Raw genomic sequence first — 14,990 nt, 5'->3', positions numbered from 1 at the left:
TCGAAGTCAGTGAGTGTGGGTACAGGGCGGTACCGGATCCACCCCGCCTTCATGCCAGGGGTGGCAGCGGGACAGGCGGCGCATGGCCAGCAGGCTTCCTTTTATTACCCCGTGTTCGGCGATGGCCTCGCGGGCATAGGCGGAGCAGCTGGGGTAGAAACGGCAGTGGTTGCCAAGGAACGGGCTGAGGCAGGCCTGGTAGACGGAAATCAGCGTAATCAGTATGCGGCGCATCAGCGTTCCTGGCTCGTGCTGGGGTTTGGCGTGGAAACACGTTGGGCCAGTTTCCGCCACTGCTCGCGCAGCATAGAGGATAGCTGGGCATTATCCAACTGGTCGATGCCGCGCCGCGCCAGAACCACCACGTCCAGAAAAGGCCCTTGCTGGGGAACCTGGCGGAACACTTCCCGGGTCAGGCGTTTGACCCGGTTGCGTTGTACTGCCTGCCGAACATTTTTTTTGGCCACGACCAAACCCAGGCGATGCCCGGGTTTGTCGTTGCGCCTTGCCAGTAGCAAGACATGTTTGTGCGAGGCGCGGGCCTCGGCGCAGTCAAAAACGCGGCTGTAGTCGCTCGCGTTGAGCAGGCGCCGGGCCTTGCCGAAGCGATGATCGGGTCCGCCTGTTTGTGCGTCGCCACCCATCACCCCGGCGACCCATCAGGCTGCCAGGCGCTTGCGACCCTTGGCGCGGCGGCGGTTCAGGACCAGGCGGCCATTCTTGGTGGCCATGCGGGCGCGGAAGCCGTGGGTGCGCTTGCGCTTCAGGACGCTGGGTTGAAACGTTCTTTTCATGACATTGATTCCAATAACGTAAACAGTCTGCGGCCGCGGAACGCGGGCCGGAAAAAAGGCTGGCTATTCTATTGAAACGGCCGCCGCAATACAACGCGATTTTGCTGTTTTTTGGCGTTTGCGGGACCCTGCCCGCGCGCCCGGCCAAAGCCAGGCGGCGCGCGGCCTGGCGCATTCGGTGCACATTTTTCCAAAAAGATACAAACAGTTTATCCACAGGTAGATAGCTTGTGGTATAACCTTTGGCTCCCTGTTCTTCGTCGCCGTATAACACACATAAGATACTGATTTCTAATAATAAAAAAAAAGCCCTTCGAAGCGCCGTTTTTGTGGATAAGTGTTTGTGGGGGGCGTATCATGCCTCTTCCCGGCGGGTGCAATGGTCGCCGGAATAAGAAGTTACTAACATTCACTAACTCAGTGATGACCATTTTATCGTGGCAATCGGGGGGAAGGTTTGCCTGGAGTCATTTGGCAGCGGTGCATGGATCGCCTGCAAAGCGAGTTGCCATCGCAACAATTCAATACCTGGATCCGGCCGCTGCAGGCCGCCCACGAGGGGCAAATGCTCACGCTGTTTGCCCCCAACCGCTTCATCAAGGATTTTGTCGCCAACAAGTTCTCCTCGCGCATCCACGAACTGGTGCGGGAAATGGAGGGCGAACAGGCGCCCGACGTGGTGTTGGAGATCGGCAGTGGCGCGCAGCGTCCACAGTCCCCCGCGGCCGACAGCGGGCTGCCGGAGAGTCCGGTGGGCGAGCGCCCCATGGCCAGCCCGCCGGTGACCGAGCGCCCGCTGGATAGTGGCGCCGCGGGCGGGCGCCCCTCTTCTCTCGGTTTTTCGATACCCAGCGGCGTCGGTGAACGCCCCGCGTCCAGTCCTTCGGTCTCGGGTTTTGCGGTCAGTGGCGAGGCCCCCCCGTCCCCGGGCGGGCCTGGCGGTCACTCACGTGCCCCGGAAGCTCCGCGCGCGGCGGTGACGGCGCATGCGATCGCGGAAGACCGCGGCCCGGGTGGCCGGCCCCCGGTTGGCGGGCCCCCGGGTGGCCGTACCCCGGTTGGCCGGCCCCCCGCCAGTCGGTCGCAGGAGGGGCAGAGCAATCCACAACACCAGCACCACCTGGTGGATAACTACACCTTTGACAACTTTGTCGAGGGCAAGTCCAACCAGCTGGCGCTGGCCGCGGCGCGGCAGGTGGCTGAAAACCCCGGATCCGCCTATAACCCGCTGTTCCTCTACGGTGGTGTCGGCCTGGGTAAAACCCACTTGATGCACGCGGTGGGCAATGCCCTGAAATCCCAGAACCCCGGGGCCAAGGTGGTTTACCTGCACTCCGAGCGCTTTGTTGCCGACATGGTCAAGGCGCTGCAGTTGAACGCGATCAGCGATTTCAAACGCTATTACCGCTCGGTCGATGCCCTGCTGATCGACGATATCCAGTTCTTCGCCAAGAAGGATCGCTCCCAGGAAGAGTTTTTCCACACCTTCAATGCCCTGCTCGAGGGCGGACAGCAGATGATTCTCACCTGTGATCGCTATCCCAAGGAGATTGACGGGCTCGAGGAGCGCCTCAAGTCGCGCTTTGGCTGGGGGCTGACGGTGGCGGTGGAGCCACCGGAGCTCGAGACACGGGTGGCGATCCTGATGAACAAGGCCAACCAGGCCCGGGTGGAGCTGCCACCGGAAGCGGCCTTTTTCATTGCGCAGCGGATTCGCTCCAACGTGCGTGAGCTGGAAGGCGCGCTTAAACGGGTGATAGCAAGCGCTCACTTCACCGGCAGGCCCGTGGATATCGAGCTGATCAAGGAGAGCCTCAAGGACCTGCTGGCCTTGCAGGACAAGCAGGTGAGTCTCGACAATATCCAGCGCACCGTGGCCGAGTACTACAAAATTAAGGTCGCCGACCTGATGTCGCGTCGTCGCAGCCGGTCGGTGGCGCGTCCACGGCAGGTGGCCATGGCGCTGGCCAAGGAATTGACCAACCACAGTCTCCCCGAAATTGGCGACAGTTTTGGGGGGCGCGACCACACGACAGTGTTGCATGCATGTCGTAAAATCAAGGAACTTCGTGAAACCAATTCCGATATTCGCGAGGACTACAAGAATCTGCTTCGCTCGCTCACAACCTGAGCTCGCGGCGGATAGGAGACGTTGTTTTTGCAATAGGCGCATGCCTGTAGCCAGTTGGGGGCGATACCGCGTTGCGGGGGTTCCCTGTCGGACACGGCGCCGGCCTATTCGGTGACAAAAAAGGAATACAACAGAATATGAAATTTGTAGTTTCCCGGGATGCCCTGCTCAAGCCACTGAACCTGGTCGCCGGCGTGGTGGAGCGGCGCCAGACGCTGCCGATATTGGCCAACGTACTACTGGTGCTCGAGGGTGATCGCCTGTCCCTCACCGGTACCGACCTGGAAGTGGAGTTGGTTGGGCGGGTGCCGTTGCCCGCCGGTGCCGGCGAGGACGGTGAGGTCACCGTACCGGCGCGCAAGCTGGTGGACATCTGTAAATCCCTGCCGGAAGGCAGCGATATCGAGTTTTCGGTGGTGGAAGGCAAGGCGACGGTGAAATCCGGGCGCAGCCGCTTTACCCTGTCGACCCTTCCGGCGCGGGAGTTTCCCAGCGTGGAGGACAGCATCGGCACCCATCAATTCACCGTCCGCCAAGGCCAGCTGCGTCGCTTGATCGATCGCACGGCCTTTGCCATGGCTCAGCAGGATGTGCGCTACTACCTCAACGGCATGCTGTGGGAGCTTCAGGGCGGGCGTATGCGGGTGGTTGCCACCGACGGCCACCGCCTGGCCATGTGTACCCTGCCCTCGCAGGTGGACAGCCCGGAGGATATGCAGGTTATCCTGCCACGCAAGGGGGTATTGGAGCTGTCGCGCCTGCTGCTGAGCGAAGAGGAGGATATCGCCATCGTGCTGGGCAGCAACCACGTGCGCGCCACCACCGACGAATTCACCTTCACGTCCAAGCTGGTGGACGGCAAGTTCCCGGATTACGAGCGGGTTTTGCCCCGCTCCCCCGACAAGATCGTAATCGGTTCCCGCCTGGATTTGCGCCAGGCCTTCAGCCGCGCCGCTATTCTTTCCAACGAAAAGTACCGCGGCGTGCGCCTGAAGCTGGTGCCGGAGGCGATGGAAATCGTCGCCAACAACCCCGAGCAGGAGCAGGCGGAGGAATCCGTGCCGGTGGAGTATCAGGGCGATACCCTGGAAATCGGTTTCAACGTGAGCTACTTGCTGGACGTGCTCGGTGTATTGAGCGGCGATCAGGTGAAATTGTCCATGTCCGATCCCAACAGTAGTGCCCTGCTGGAGGAGTCCGAGAGCGGGGATTCGGTGTATGTGGTCATGCCCATGCGGCTCTAGGGCCAGTTGCCCGTCGCGCCGCGGCGGGCAGATTCCCGCCCGCTTTTTGCTATTCCACCCTCTTCTTGTAAACCTCCTCCTTCGGTAGTTTGAGCGCATCCCGTGTCTCTCTCGCAGCTCAATATCCATCACGTGCGCAATCTGCGCCGCGCAAGCCTGAACGACGCCAACCGCATCAATGTGCTTTACGGCGAAAACGGTAGCGGCAAAACCAGTGTTCTCGAGGCCGTGCATTTGCTCGGCATGGCGCGCTCTTTTCGCACCACCAGCGCCCGCACGCTGATCAGTCACGGTGAGCCGCACTGCGTGGTGCAAGGCACGGTGAGGTCTGCGCTGACCAACGGCTCGGTATCCCTGGGGGTCCAGCGCGGGGGGCGCGGTGAATTATCGCTGCGGATCAATGGCGAGTCGGTGCGCACGGTGGCCAGCCTGGTGGAGCAATTGCCGTTGCAGGTGATCAATGCCAATAGTTTCGACCTGCTCACCGGGACGCCCAGCGCCCGGCGACAATATCTCAATTGGGGTGTGTTCCACGTGGAACATCGCTTCTTTCCCGAGTGGCAACGCTTCCAGCGCTGTATAAAACAGCGCAATACCGGCCTGCGCCGTGATAAACTGGGGGGCGGTGAATTGGCCGTGTGGACCCGGGAGCTGGCTAAATCCGGCGCCCTGCTCAATGACTACCGGCAGGCCTATTTTGCACAACTCGCCCCCCTGTTCCGCGATCTCATGCAGCGACTGCTGCCTCAGCTCGGCGAACTCGAGCTGCGCCTGAGACAGGGCTGGGACAAGCGATTGAGCTATGAAGAGGCGCTGGCGGCGTCCCAGGCCTCCGACAGGGAGAAGGGTTTTACCCAGGTGGGGCCCCAGCGCGCCGATCTGAAGGTAACGGTGGATGGCTACCCGGCAGCCGACGTGCTGTCGCGTGGTCAGCAGAAGCTGGTGGTGTGTGGACTGAAGTTGGCCCAGGGCCAGTTGATGCAATCCGCCGGCCATAGTCGCTGTATCTACCTGGTGGATGATCTGCCTTCGGAGCTGGATACCGCCCACTGTCAACGGGTTTGCGAGGAATTGGATGCCCTGCAGACCCAGGTGTTTATTACCTGTGTGGCCCGCGAGGACGTGGCGCGGGTGTGGCCAGGGGGTGAACAACCGTCCATGTTCCACGTGGAACATGGTGAAATTTCAGCGCGATAAGCACAACGACCAGTAGCCGATCCGGCGTGTGTCGATGAGAGAGAGAGTCAAGCGGACTATGAGTGAACAAGAGCAAAACTACGATTCCTCGAGTATCAAGGTACTGAAGGGCCTGGATGCCGTGCGCAAGCGCCCCGGGATGTATATCGGGGACACCGACGACGGTACCGGCCTGCACCACATGGTGTTCGAGCTGGTGGACAACTCCATCGACGAGGCCCTCGCCGGCCACTGTTCGCGCATCGATATTGTTATTCACCCGGACGAGTCGGTTACGGTCGGCGATGACGGCCGCGGCATACCCACCGAAATGCACGAAGAAGGTGTGTCGGCGGCGGAAGTGATCATGACGGTGCTGCACGCGGGCGGTAAGTTCGACGACAATACCTACAAGGTTTCTGGCGGCCTGCACGGCGTGGGGGTCTCGGTGGTGAACGCCCTGTCGGAAGAGCTCACCCTGACCATTCGCCGCGAGGGCAAGATGTTCGAGCAGGTCTACCGTCACGGCGTCCCGGATGCGCCCCTGGCAGAGATCGGCAGCACGGATTCCTCGGGCACCCTGGTTCGTTTCAAGCCCTCGTCGGAGACCTTCACCAACATTGAGTTCCACTTCGACCAGCTGGCCAAGCGCCTGCGGGAACTCGCCTTCCTCAACTCCGGTGTGTGCATCGTGCTGAAGGACGAGCGCAGCGGCAAGGAGGAGACCTACAAATACGAGGGTGGACTGCGGGCCTTTGTGGACTACCTGAACCAGAACAAAAGCCCGATCAACAAGCCCTTCCACTTCCAGGCGGACTCCGACGAAGGCATCGGTGTGGAGGTCGCGCTGCAGTGGAACGACTCCTTCCAGGAGAGCATCTACTGTTACACCAACAACATCCCCCAGCGGGACGGCGGTACTCACCTGGCGGGTTTCCGCGCCGCCCTCACCCGCAACCTCAACAGCTATATCGAGCGCGAGGGGATGGCGAAGAAGGCCAAGATCTCCACCACCGGTGACGACGCCCGGGAAGGCCTGACCGCCATTATTTCGGTCAAGGTACCCGACCCCAAATTCTCCTCCCAGACCAAGGACAAACTGGTGTCCTCGGAGGTGAAGACGGCGGTTGAGCAGGCCATGAACACCTATTTCTCCGACTACCTGCTGGAGCACCCGCAGGAGGCGAAGGCGGTGGTCGGCAAGATGCTCGACGCCGCCCGGGCCCGCGAGGCGGCGCGCAAGGCGCGGGAAATGACCCGGCGCAAGGGCGCCCTCGACATTGCCGGCCTGCCCGGCAAGCTGGCCGATTGCCAGGAAAAGGACCCCGCCCTGTCAGAACTCTTCCTGGTGGAGGGTGACTCCGCCGGCGGCTCGGCCAAACAGGGCCGCAACCGCCGTTTCCAGGCCATCCTGCCGCTGAAAGGCAAGATCCTCAACGTGGAAAAGGCCCGCTTCGACAAAATGCTGGGCTCGGCGGAGGTCGGCACCATCGTCACCGCCCTGGGTTGCGGTATTGGTAAGGACGAGTTCGACGCCGACAAGCTGCGCTACCACAGCATCATCATCATGACTGACGCGGACGTAGATGGGTCTCATATTAGAACCCTTCTGCTGACCTTCTTCTTCCGGCAGATGCCGGAGCTGATCCAGCGCGGCCATGTGTTTATCGCGCAACCGCCGCTGTACAAGGTGGCGCGCGGCAAGCAGCACACCTACCTCAAGGACGACGAGGCCCTGCGCCAGTACCTCACCCAGTCCGCCCTGGACGGCACGGCGATTCACGTCAATCCGGACGCCCCGCCGATCACCGGCGAGAGCCTGGAAAGCCTGGTCGGCCAGTTCCGCAAGGTTGCCGCCACCATCGACCGCCTCGACCGCCTCTATTCGCCGATCGTGTTGTGGCAGATGGTCTACGGCCAGCACCTGACGGTGGAGGAGCTCAAGGACGAGGCCACGGTCAGTGCCTTCGCCGAGCAGCTGACTGAGCGCTTACTACCCAGGGCGCCCAAGGGCTCCGAGTACTCGGTGGTGGTGCGCAAGGACCAGGAGCGGAACCTGTTCTTCCCCGTGGTCAAGCTCGTCGCCCACGGCGTGGAGAGCGAGACCGAATACCACCACGAGTTCTTCTCCTCCGGCGAATACCGCAGCCTGGTGGCGCTGGGCGGTACCATCAACAACCTGATCGACGAGGGCGGCTATTTCAAGCGCGGCGAAAAGATCCTGGAGACCCGCGACTTCGACGAGGGCCTGACCTGGCTGATGACGGAGGCGCGCAGGGGCTACAACATCCAGCGCTACAAGGGCCTGGGCGAGATGAACCCCGACCAGCTGTGGGAGACCACCATGGACCCGGAGGTGCGCCGCATGCTCAAGGTGACCATCGAGGACGCCATTGCCGCCGACCAGATCTTCACCACGCTGATGGGCGACCACGTGGAGCCCCGGCGAGACTTTATCGAGGAGAATGCGCTGTCGGTGGCGAATCTGGATGTGTAGACGGGGAACTTTTGTAGGAAAGCGCATAAGTTGTCGTATTCGCGCATAAGATGTCCTATATCTTTTCTTTAGTTTCAATAAGTTAGCAGTGCCGGCGCTGGCGGAATCCAGCGCCGCTCGCTGTTTCTGATCTCCAGTCTGATTTTCAGTCCGAGTAGTCAGGCACGATGAGTTCTCCGCCAGAGAACAGTTTACAGCTTGCCACCAGACGGCTGATTTCCGGAACGCAAACCCTGCTGTATCGGGCGTGAACCAGTTCAGTTTCCTCCAGCACCTTCATCTCACGGGTAATGGCCTGCCGGGTCACACCAAGCATGGTTGCAAGTTTCTCGTGGGTGACGCCCTCCACTATCGTATTGCCATTTTCATCCGTCGTGCCTTCGCTGTAAGCCAGTTGTGCAAGCACACGAGTCAGGCGATGGCGCAGGGGAAGCAGACAGGCGTCGGTGAGGATGGTGTAACTGACAATCAGGCGGTGGGCAAGCAGCTTGTTGAGCTCTCGCGGAATTTCCCGGTGATCGTCATACAGTTGTTGGAAATCCCCTCGCCTCAGGACGAGGAGCTCGGTCTGCCCGGTCGCGAACATGGACACGTCCCGGCCGAGGCCGGTAATCAGACTGAGCTCCCCGAAACAGTCGCCGCTGCGCAGTTCAGCCAGCTGCACTTCCTTGCCCTCCTCGGTAAAGCTGACCACTCGCACTTTGCCGCTGACGATTTGGAACAGTTCGCGCCCCTCCTCTCCAATGAGGTAGATTGGCTGCCCATCTTCGTAAGGGCGTCGATTCATTCGCGCCCGGACAGTCTCGCGCAACGCTGGGGGGAGCGAGTCGATCCAGCTGTGTAATCCCTGAACTTTTCTCATTGTTACCCTGCCAAGTGACTGAGGACCAGGCAGCATGTTGCCCGACCCTACTCAAACGCTATGGCGCACAGTCGCCTGGGAAACCAGGCGTACTATGCCCAGAATACCGATTTGGTCCGAATTGAACCAATTGTTGCAAACTCGAAGGTAGAGCCAGCGATATACTCCGCGTCGAAAAATAAGACCGAGGGCGGAACGTTCCCAGTCAGTCTATAAAAAACCGGGCATCCGACCCGGATACAGCTGCTTCGGTGGAGCTGCCTCGATACGATAACATCTGGAGTCCAGTGACATGCATTCGACAAATAACCAACTCGCCAAGCGGGTTCAGCAGACGGTTCTCGCTGTAGCCGTTGCTTCCGTCAACCTGGAACTGCACGCCCAGGCGCTGGAGGAGGTTGTTGTAACCGCCCAGCACCGTGAGGAGAGCCTGCAGGACGTACCCATCGCCATTACCGCGATTGGCGCCGAGGATATTCGTACCGCGGATGTCAGCGACATCAATTCGATCTCCCTGCGTACGCCCGGTTTCAGCATGGGTAGTTATAATCCGGCCCAGCCCCAGCTCTTTATTCGCGGGATTGGCTCAAACGCCGACGGTGCGGGTGAGGACCAGTCTGTGGTGGTCTTCCTCGACGGTGTTTACCTCGGCCGAACTGCGGGGCAGGCTTTCGATCTGTTCGATCTGCAGCGTCTTGAAGTGCTGCGTGGACCGCAGGGCACCCTGTACGGCAAAAACGCCGCCGGTGGCGCCATCAATATCGTTACCACCAAGCCCGCCGAAGAATTCGAGGGTGGCTTTGAATTATCTGGCGGGGATATGGGCTACTTCGGTGTGCGCGGTCTGGTGTCTGGCCCCCTGGGTGACACCATGGCAGGCAAGATCAGCTTCAGCCACAAGGAGCGCGACGGTTATGTGGAAAGCCTGGTGGCCGATCTTGACGACCTGAACGCCTACGAGTCGGACGGGGTGCGGGCGCAACTGCTGGCACGTCCCTCTGATAGCGTTGAACTGCTGCTTTCCGCCGATGCCTCGAGGGACCGCAGGAAAGCCCCCGGGCGCTCGATCGGCGATGGCCTGGCACTGGGCGATATTGTCAGCACTTATCCTCCCGAATTGCGGCCCGATTTTTACGAGAACCTGCAGGGTAAAGAGCCCAGTGCCGATACTGATACAGCGGGTATATCACTGCAGGTGGACTGGGACGTCGAGCTCGGGACCTTCACCTCGATCACCGCTTACCGCATGGCTGACGCGGACGTGTTCGATGTCCAGCCCCCGGTAACGTTCGAATACTTCCCTATCATTACACTTGATAATTACTTCGAGGAAGAGGGAGAGCAATTCAGCCAGGAGTTCCGCTTTGCCAGCCAGGCGAGCGACGCCCTGTTCTGGCAGGCAGGCCTCTTTTACCTGAACGAACAGGTTGATCGCGACGAGTTCTTCGACGCCATCATTGGCGCCCCGCTGGGCGGTGCACCCACGGGCACAGTGCTGCCGAGTGGCGGCAACTTCCAGACCAACGAGACCAATAGCTTTGGCGCCTTCGGCCAGTTCACCTGGTCGTTCGGCGACAACTGGGACCTTACCCTGGGTGGCCGCTACACTGCCGAGAGCAAGGATGCCACCAACCGCTCCTTGGCCAACGGTGTGAACATCACAGAAGTCTTTGATATCGAAGTCGATGAGGACTGGAGCGCCTTCACTCCCAAGGTTGCGTTGAATTACCACCTGGGTGACACCACGTTCTATGCGACTGCTTCCACAGGCTTCAAGAGCGGCGGCTTCCAGGGTACCGCGGGTACCCAACTGGCGGCTGAAACACCTTTCGATGAGGAATCTGTGATCAACTACGAGGCTGGCATCAAGGGTATGCTGTTCGATAGCAGCATGCGCTTCAATGCCACCGTATTCTACACCGAGTACGAAGACCTGCAGGTGTTGATCCAGACCGTCAGCCCCGGCGGGATTCCCGGCCCGAACGTGACCCAGAACGCCGGTGAGGCGGAAAGCAGAGGCGCCGAGCTGGAGATGCAGTGGCAGTTGGGGAGCTATTTCCAGCTCGCGGGCACCTATGCCTACCTCGACACCGAATACACCAAGCTGGAGGCCAACCTCGCGCCCTTCGAGGGCAACCGGCTGCGCAATGCGCCCAAGAACGCCGGCTCTTTGAGCCTGATTTTCGATTACCCGCTTGCGGGAGGGGGCACCATCGGCGCCCGCGCCGACTACACGCGTAAGAGCAAGGCCTACCAGGACATTGAAAACCGTGAGGAGGGCGCGATCAGCGCCTACGAAGTCACCAACCTGCGCGCGTCCTATACCGCAGAGGACCAGAGCTGGGAACTCGCAGCCTGGATGAAGAATGCCTTTGACGAGGAATACATGCTGCATAACTTCACCATTAACCCGGGAATCTCGGCCAATGTCACCCCGGCGGCACCGCGCACAGTCGGGGCCACCCTGACCTACTGGTTCTAGTTCTTGCCAAGGGTGATTTGAGGATGCCCTACAACAGCGTCACCTCCTGCCGGCGACGTCGGCAGCGAGGCCGCGGTAGCGCCCTGGCCCTGCCGCTCGCCCTGGCCCTGGCGAGCGCCATGGCGTCGGGGCAGGAAGCCCGCCTCCCCGTGGTCCGGGCAAAAGCCGGCTTCACACTCGAGCAGGCCAGGGAGCTGGCCCAATCAGTGTCGGTTGCTTCGGTACTTAAGGGGGGCGATGTGGCGCTGTACTGGACCGGGCATGTGTCAGAGAGCATGCCGACCACCGTCATACCCGCTACCCGGTCGGCAAGCTCGCTGCCCTACGCGCAGGACAGCCGAATTGGTCAGGTGCGCGCCGACTCAGCGCTCGGGAATCTTAGCCTTGATGAGTTCCTGGTGGATTCCCGAAGTTACGCCCAGGGCTTTGTCGTAATCCACCGGGGCCGCATTGTCTACGAGCAGTACCCGGGCATGAATCCAGAGGACGCTCACCTCTGGGCCTCCAATGCCAAACCGCTGGCTTCACTGGTGATTGACCTGTTGATCGACGACGGCCTGTTGGACCCGGAGCAAACCTACGGTCACTACATGCCCGACTTTCGCGGCACTGCCTGGGAGGACATCCGCATACTCGATCTCCTCGACATGACCCCGGGACTGGATACCGAGGAGGACGACAGCACCCGGGCCGATCCTGACTCTATCGCCACACGCACTTTCCTGGCCGAGTTCGGTGAACCCAACCTGCAGACCGGAGAACAGGAAACCGTCCGCGAGGTCCTGAAGAGCGCGCGTAAAGTGCGCGAACCCGGAACTTCATTCGATTACAGCTCACCAGTGACCCAGGCCTTGGTGCTGCTCACCGAGGAAGTGACGCAGAAGCGCTGGGCCGACGTGTTCAACGATCGGGTTTGGTCACACATGGCGGTAGAGGGGGGGCTCCAGGTTCACCTCGCCCCCGACGGCCTGGCGGCAGTACACGGCGTGGTTTCCAGCCGGCTCCGGGATATGGCGCGTTTTGGCATGCTCTACACACCGAGCTGGCGCGCGGTCAGTGACCAGCCCATCGTGACCGACGACATTGTCCAGCGGATACGCCAGGGCGTTCGGGGCGAGGAGTTTTTCATGAGCGGTTATGACGGTCCGGTTTTTACCCAGCGCCTCAATGCCCCGATTCTCGGCAGTAGCCGCCAGTGGGACGCGGTGTTCGCAGACGGGGACTTCTTCAAGAGTGGAATGTTTGGCCAGGGACTGTATGTGTCGCCGGACCGCGACCTGGTGGTTGGCTTTTTCTCTACCACGCCGGATACCGGATCAATTCAGCGCTACCTGCGCCCACTGGTAACATCCGGGCTGTTCGATGCCGACGTCGAGCAACCGCACTCAAATCGCTTCAAGAAATAGCGTTGATCGACGCCTGCCCTGCGCCATTACGGCGACAGGGAAAGCAGCTTGCGTCCCGGGTAGCGTCCTTCCACACGCGCTGAGTTTTCAACCACCCGGCGCCCGTCCACGATGACATGGACGATACCAGCCGAGGGCCGATAAGGCGTACCATAGTCGGCCCTGGCGGCCACGCTGTCGGGATCAAAAATCACCAGATCGGCATCGGCGCCCGGCTGCAGACGCCCCTTTCGCTTGAATACCGGCGCGACCTGTTCCATCCACTGCGCCGGATACAGGCTCATTCTCGCCAGCGCATCGGGCAGCGACAACACACCGGTATCACGCACATAGTGCCCGAGTACCCGCGAAAAGGTGCCGGCCACGTTGGGATTGGTCAGCACGTCCCGGTCCAGCGCCGGCAAGGCATCTGTGGAGATCATCATCCGGGGCCACTGCAAGGCGGTGACCAACCACTCCTCTTTTACGTAATGGTGATTGACCATCCCGGAGGGCTGCTCTTGCGCATAGCGCTCCCAGGATTCTTTGGCCAGCCATTCGCCGGTCGCTACCCACTGCACGTCCTCATAGCTGATGTCGAAGATCTTCTGCCAGTCGCGACGCCGGAACACGTCGGCAGAGATGCTGGTGCCGCCGGCCGCGTAAGACAGGGTTTCGGTCGCAATATTCGCCCCACTGGCATTGGCCTCATCGATTATCGCCAGCCAGTTCTTGATACCGTGCATCGCGTTGTGAGTAATGTGACAGACAAACAGCGGTGCACCGGTCTCTTTCGCGAGATTGACAACCTCGAGAAGCCCCGCGGGGTCGCCGGCATTGCCGCGCCTGACGTGCACATAAATCGGCACGCTGCGTTCAGCGGCGACATCAAACAGCATCCGCAACTCGGCGTTGGACACAGCGGCTGTCATATAGTCGAGCAGCACTCCGATACCCAGCCCACCCTCATCGAGACCCTGCAGTATGAGTCGTCGCATTTGTTCGATCTGCTCTGGACTGGCTTGTTGGACCCACGCATCGCCACCCATTTTTGCGGGCTTGTGACCTTCAAAGATATAGGGCTGTTCTTTACCCTCAATGACTTTGGTGCGTATCGCGAAATGACCGACAGAGGCGCCGTAATTCAACTGCGCCCCGCCCGCATAGTGCTCGCCGTAGAAACTGATCGGAAAGGCGCCCGCTTCGAGATCGAGCTGCGTCGTAACGCCGTCGAGGAGATTGAAGTGCTGGCCAAGCAATGTCGGGGTGTGACTGTGTACATCGATGAACCCGGGAGCAACAACAAGCCCCCTGGCGTCGATAACCTGCTTGCCTTGCAACTCGTCGGTCGCCACCTGAACGATGGTTCCCCCATTGATACCAACATGTCGCAGCGCATCCAGTCGCGTCTCCGGGTCGATCACGCGGCCATTCTTTATGACCAGGTCATAGGGCTCTGATGCGCCGAGGGGCATGGCAAGGATCAGTGCCAGTGCGGTTAACCATCTTGGCAAAGAGAGCGTTTTCATGATTTTCACATCTTCGAGGAAAGCAGACACCCAAAAGCAAGGAGAGCGCTTGGGCTTTTGACTTGTAGCGTGGAGGAACACTGGCCTTGTTAAAACTGGTTTCGCGATGACCGGTAATAGTGAATACAACTGTTTCAGCAAAAAACGATTATAGGCCGATATGCGCTGGAGGTCGACTGAAGCGGGTTAGCGGAGCGCATCATCACCCGGATGGCTGTACGTCGTCAAAGATATCCGGACCAAGACTCGCCTGATTTAAGAAACAGCTAGCTCATCAGTTCTGTAACTGCTCTTCCAGTTCCGTCGGGAAGTAGTAATTGTTTAGCAGGATTTGGCTCTTCATCGAACGATGCCATCGTTCGATCTTGCCTTGTGTTTGCGGATGGTAAGGGCGTCCGCGTGTATGTGTCATGCCTTGGTCCTGCAGGTAATCAGCCAGATCGGATGACAGGTAGCACGGGCCATTGTCACTGGGCAGGCGTGGTCGTGCGCGACTTCGCCCATCGCCATGTTGTGCGTGTGCACATGGCTGCCCGGGGCAATGTCCTCGCTGGCGTAGCCGATGACCTGGTTGTAGCGATGCACCGGGTCGCCATTGGCGATGGCGCGACGGGCGACCTTGTGCCCGGAGGGAATGTCCGCTTTGGTGAGGGTGTCCGCACCCAGTTCCGATCCCGTGGGAACATCGCGGGTGGTAATGAGCACATCATCATTACTGTGTAACTCGATATACGGGCTGGCCATGGTGCGGCACTCCAGAGTTATTCGATCGCCCCCGGATACTACGCCTGCTGCGGTGCCAAATCCGTCGCCTTGGAGACAGTCAGGCAAGTATGAGCAATATAAATGGGTTGTTGGCAAGAAATCGACTCGCATCCTCCAGGTCTCAT

12 protein-coding genes and 1 pseudogene are annotated in these 14,990 nt (G+C 60.3%); 6 read left to right on the top strand and 7 right to left on the bottom strand.

Annotated features, from left to right (window positions below; genetic code table 11):
* Nucleotides 1-6 precede the first annotated feature (6 nt).
* Genes yidD through rpmH form a run of 3 tightly spaced genes read right to left on the bottom strand, consistent with a single transcriptional unit; the run spans nucleotide 7 to nucleotide 794 of the window.
* Nucleotides 7-234, bottom strand: coding sequence for a membrane protein insertion efficiency factor YidD (yidD, locus tag JYP50_RS11235; RefSeq protein ID WP_206560612.1), 228 nt, complete (start codon nucleotides 232-234; stop codon nucleotides 7-9).
* Nucleotides 234-644, bottom strand: a complete 411-nt coding sequence (gene rnpA, locus JYP50_RS11230) for a ribonuclease P protein component (RefSeq protein WP_206560611.1) — start codon at nucleotides 642-644, stop codon at nucleotides 234-236. Before rnpA ends, yidD begins: the two co-directional genes overlap by 1 nt.
* A 15-nt stretch (nucleotides 645-659) precedes the next feature.
* A complete protein-coding gene (gene rpmH / locus JYP50_RS11225) occupies nucleotides 660-794 on the bottom strand; it encodes a 50S ribosomal protein L34 (protein ID WP_206560610.1) in 135 nt (44 codons plus the stop codon).
* Between the two features lie 457 nt (nucleotides 795-1,251).
* Here rpmH and dnaA point away from each other — a divergent pair, with 457 nt between their 5' ends.
* The 4 genes from dnaA to gyrB all read left to right on the top strand — a co-directional run bounded on the left by dnaA (nucleotide 1,252) and on the right by gyrB (nucleotide 7,842).
* Complete coding sequence (dnaA, locus tag JYP50_RS11220) at nucleotides 1,252-2,925, top strand: chromosomal replication initiator protein DnaA (RefSeq protein ID WP_277602469.1); 1,674 nt, start codon at nucleotides 1,252-1,254, stop codon at nucleotides 2,923-2,925.
* Nucleotides 2,926-3,062: 137 nt separating this feature from the next.
* Nucleotides 3,063-4,169 (top strand): DNA polymerase III subunit beta, encoded by a 1,107-nt coding sequence (gene dnaN, locus JYP50_RS11215; protein ID WP_206560608.1) that lies wholly within the window; start codon nucleotides 3,063-3,065, stop codon nucleotides 4,167-4,169.
* A 102-nt stretch (nucleotides 4,170-4,271) separates the two neighbouring features.
* On the top strand, nucleotides 4,272-5,366 hold the full coding sequence (gene recF / locus JYP50_RS11210) for a DNA replication/repair protein RecF (protein ID WP_206560607.1): 1,095 nt from the start codon (nucleotides 4,272-4,274) through the stop codon (nucleotides 5,364-5,366).
* Nucleotides 5,367-5,424: 58 nt separating this feature from the next.
* Complete coding sequence (gene gyrB / locus JYP50_RS11205) at nucleotides 5,425-7,842, top strand: DNA topoisomerase (ATP-hydrolyzing) subunit B (RefSeq protein WP_206560606.1); 2,418 nt, start codon at nucleotides 5,425-5,427, stop codon at nucleotides 7,840-7,842.
* 145 nt (nucleotides 7,843-7,987) lie between these two features.
* Here gyrB and JYP50_RS11200 read toward each other — a convergent pair whose 3' ends face one another.
* Entirely contained in the window at nucleotides 7,988-8,704 is a 717-nt protein-coding gene (locus JYP50_RS11200; RefSeq protein WP_206560605.1) for a Crp/Fnr family transcriptional regulator, read from the bottom strand.
* A 292-nt stretch (nucleotides 8,705-8,996) separates the two neighbouring features.
* On the opposite strand from JYP50_RS11200, the gene JYP50_RS11195 reads away from it, so the two are divergent.
* Entirely contained in the window at nucleotides 8,997-11,186 is a 2,190-nt protein-coding gene (locus tag JYP50_RS11195) for a TonB-dependent receptor (protein ID WP_206560604.1), read from the top strand.
* A 23-nt stretch (nucleotides 11,187-11,209) separates the two neighbouring features.
* Nucleotides 11,210-12,592: a serine hydrolase domain-containing protein gene (locus JYP50_RS11190; protein WP_206560603.1), complete on the top strand. Its 1,383-nt coding sequence runs from the start codon at nucleotides 11,210-11,212 to the stop codon at nucleotides 12,590-12,592.
* Nucleotides 12,593-12,618: 26 nt separating this feature from the next.
* On the opposite strand, the gene JYP50_RS11185 is transcribed toward JYP50_RS11190, so the two are convergent.
* The 3 genes and pseudogenes from JYP50_RS11185 to JYP50_RS11175 form a co-directional block, all read right to left on the bottom strand.
* Nucleotides 12,619-14,100 carry an amidohydrolase family protein gene (locus JYP50_RS11185; RefSeq protein WP_206560602.1) on the bottom strand — a complete coding sequence of 494 codons (1,482 nt, stop codon included), beginning with the start codon at nucleotides 14,098-14,100 and terminating at the stop codon, nucleotides 12,619-12,621.
* Between the two features lie 283 nt (nucleotides 14,101-14,383).
* A pseudogene (locus JYP50_RS11180) lies at nucleotides 14,384-14,593 on the bottom strand (IS3 family transposase); the annotation flags it as partial.
* Nucleotides 14,509-14,844 (bottom strand): UxaA family hydrolase, encoded by a 336-nt coding sequence (locus JYP50_RS11175; RefSeq protein ID WP_241263048.1) that lies wholly within the window; start codon nucleotides 14,842-14,844, stop codon nucleotides 14,509-14,511. The pseudogene JYP50_RS11180 and the gene JYP50_RS11175, both read right to left, overlap by 85 nt.
* Nucleotides 14,845-14,990 lie beyond the last annotated feature (146 nt).

Source organism: Parahaliea mediterranea, from assembly GCF_017255185.1.
In the GTDB taxonomy this organism is placed as follows: domain Bacteria; phylum Pseudomonadota; class Gammaproteobacteria; order Pseudomonadales; family Halieaceae; genus JAFKCZ01.
Note: the sequence above shows the minus strand (reverse complement) of the source record. Positions and strands in the feature narration are given on the sequence as shown.

Excerpts from the sequence above, each read along its gene's own strand:
- yidD (WP_206560612.1), bottom strand. The coding sequence starts at position 234 with ATGCGCCGCATACTGATTACGCTGATTTCCGTCTACCAGGCCTGCCTC.
- rnpA (WP_206560611.1), bottom strand. The coding sequence starts at position 644 with ATGGGTGGCGACGCACAAACAGGCGGACCCGATCATCGCTTCGGCAAG.
- rpmH (WP_206560610.1), bottom strand. The coding sequence starts at position 794 with ATGAAAAGAACGTTTCAACCCAGCGTCCTGAAGCGCAAGCGCACCCAC.
- dnaN (WP_206560608.1), top strand. The coding sequence starts at position 3,063 with ATGAAATTTGTAGTTTCCCGGGATGCCCTGCTCAAGCCACTGAACCTG.
- gyrB (WP_206560606.1), top strand. The coding sequence starts at position 5,425 with ATGAGTGAACAAGAGCAAAACTACGATTCCTCGAGTATCAAGGTACTG.
- JYP50_RS11200 (WP_206560605.1), bottom strand. The coding sequence starts at position 8,704 with ATGAGAAAAGTTCAGGGATTACACAGCTGGATCGACTCGCTCCCCCCA.
- JYP50_RS11195 (WP_206560604.1), top strand. The coding sequence starts at position 8,997 with ATGCATTCGACAAATAACCAACTCGCCAAGCGGGTTCAGCAGACGGTT.
- JYP50_RS11190 (WP_206560603.1), top strand. The coding sequence starts at position 11,210 with ATGCCCTACAACAGCGTCACCTCCTGCCGGCGACGTCGGCAGCGAGGC.
- JYP50_RS11185 (WP_206560602.1), bottom strand. The coding sequence starts at position 14,100 with ATGAAAACGCTCTCTTTGCCAAGATGGTTAACCGCACTGGCACTGATC.
- JYP50_RS11175 (WP_241263048.1), bottom strand. The coding sequence starts at position 14,844 with ATGGCCAGCCCGTATATCGAGTTACACAGTAATGATGATGTGCTCATT.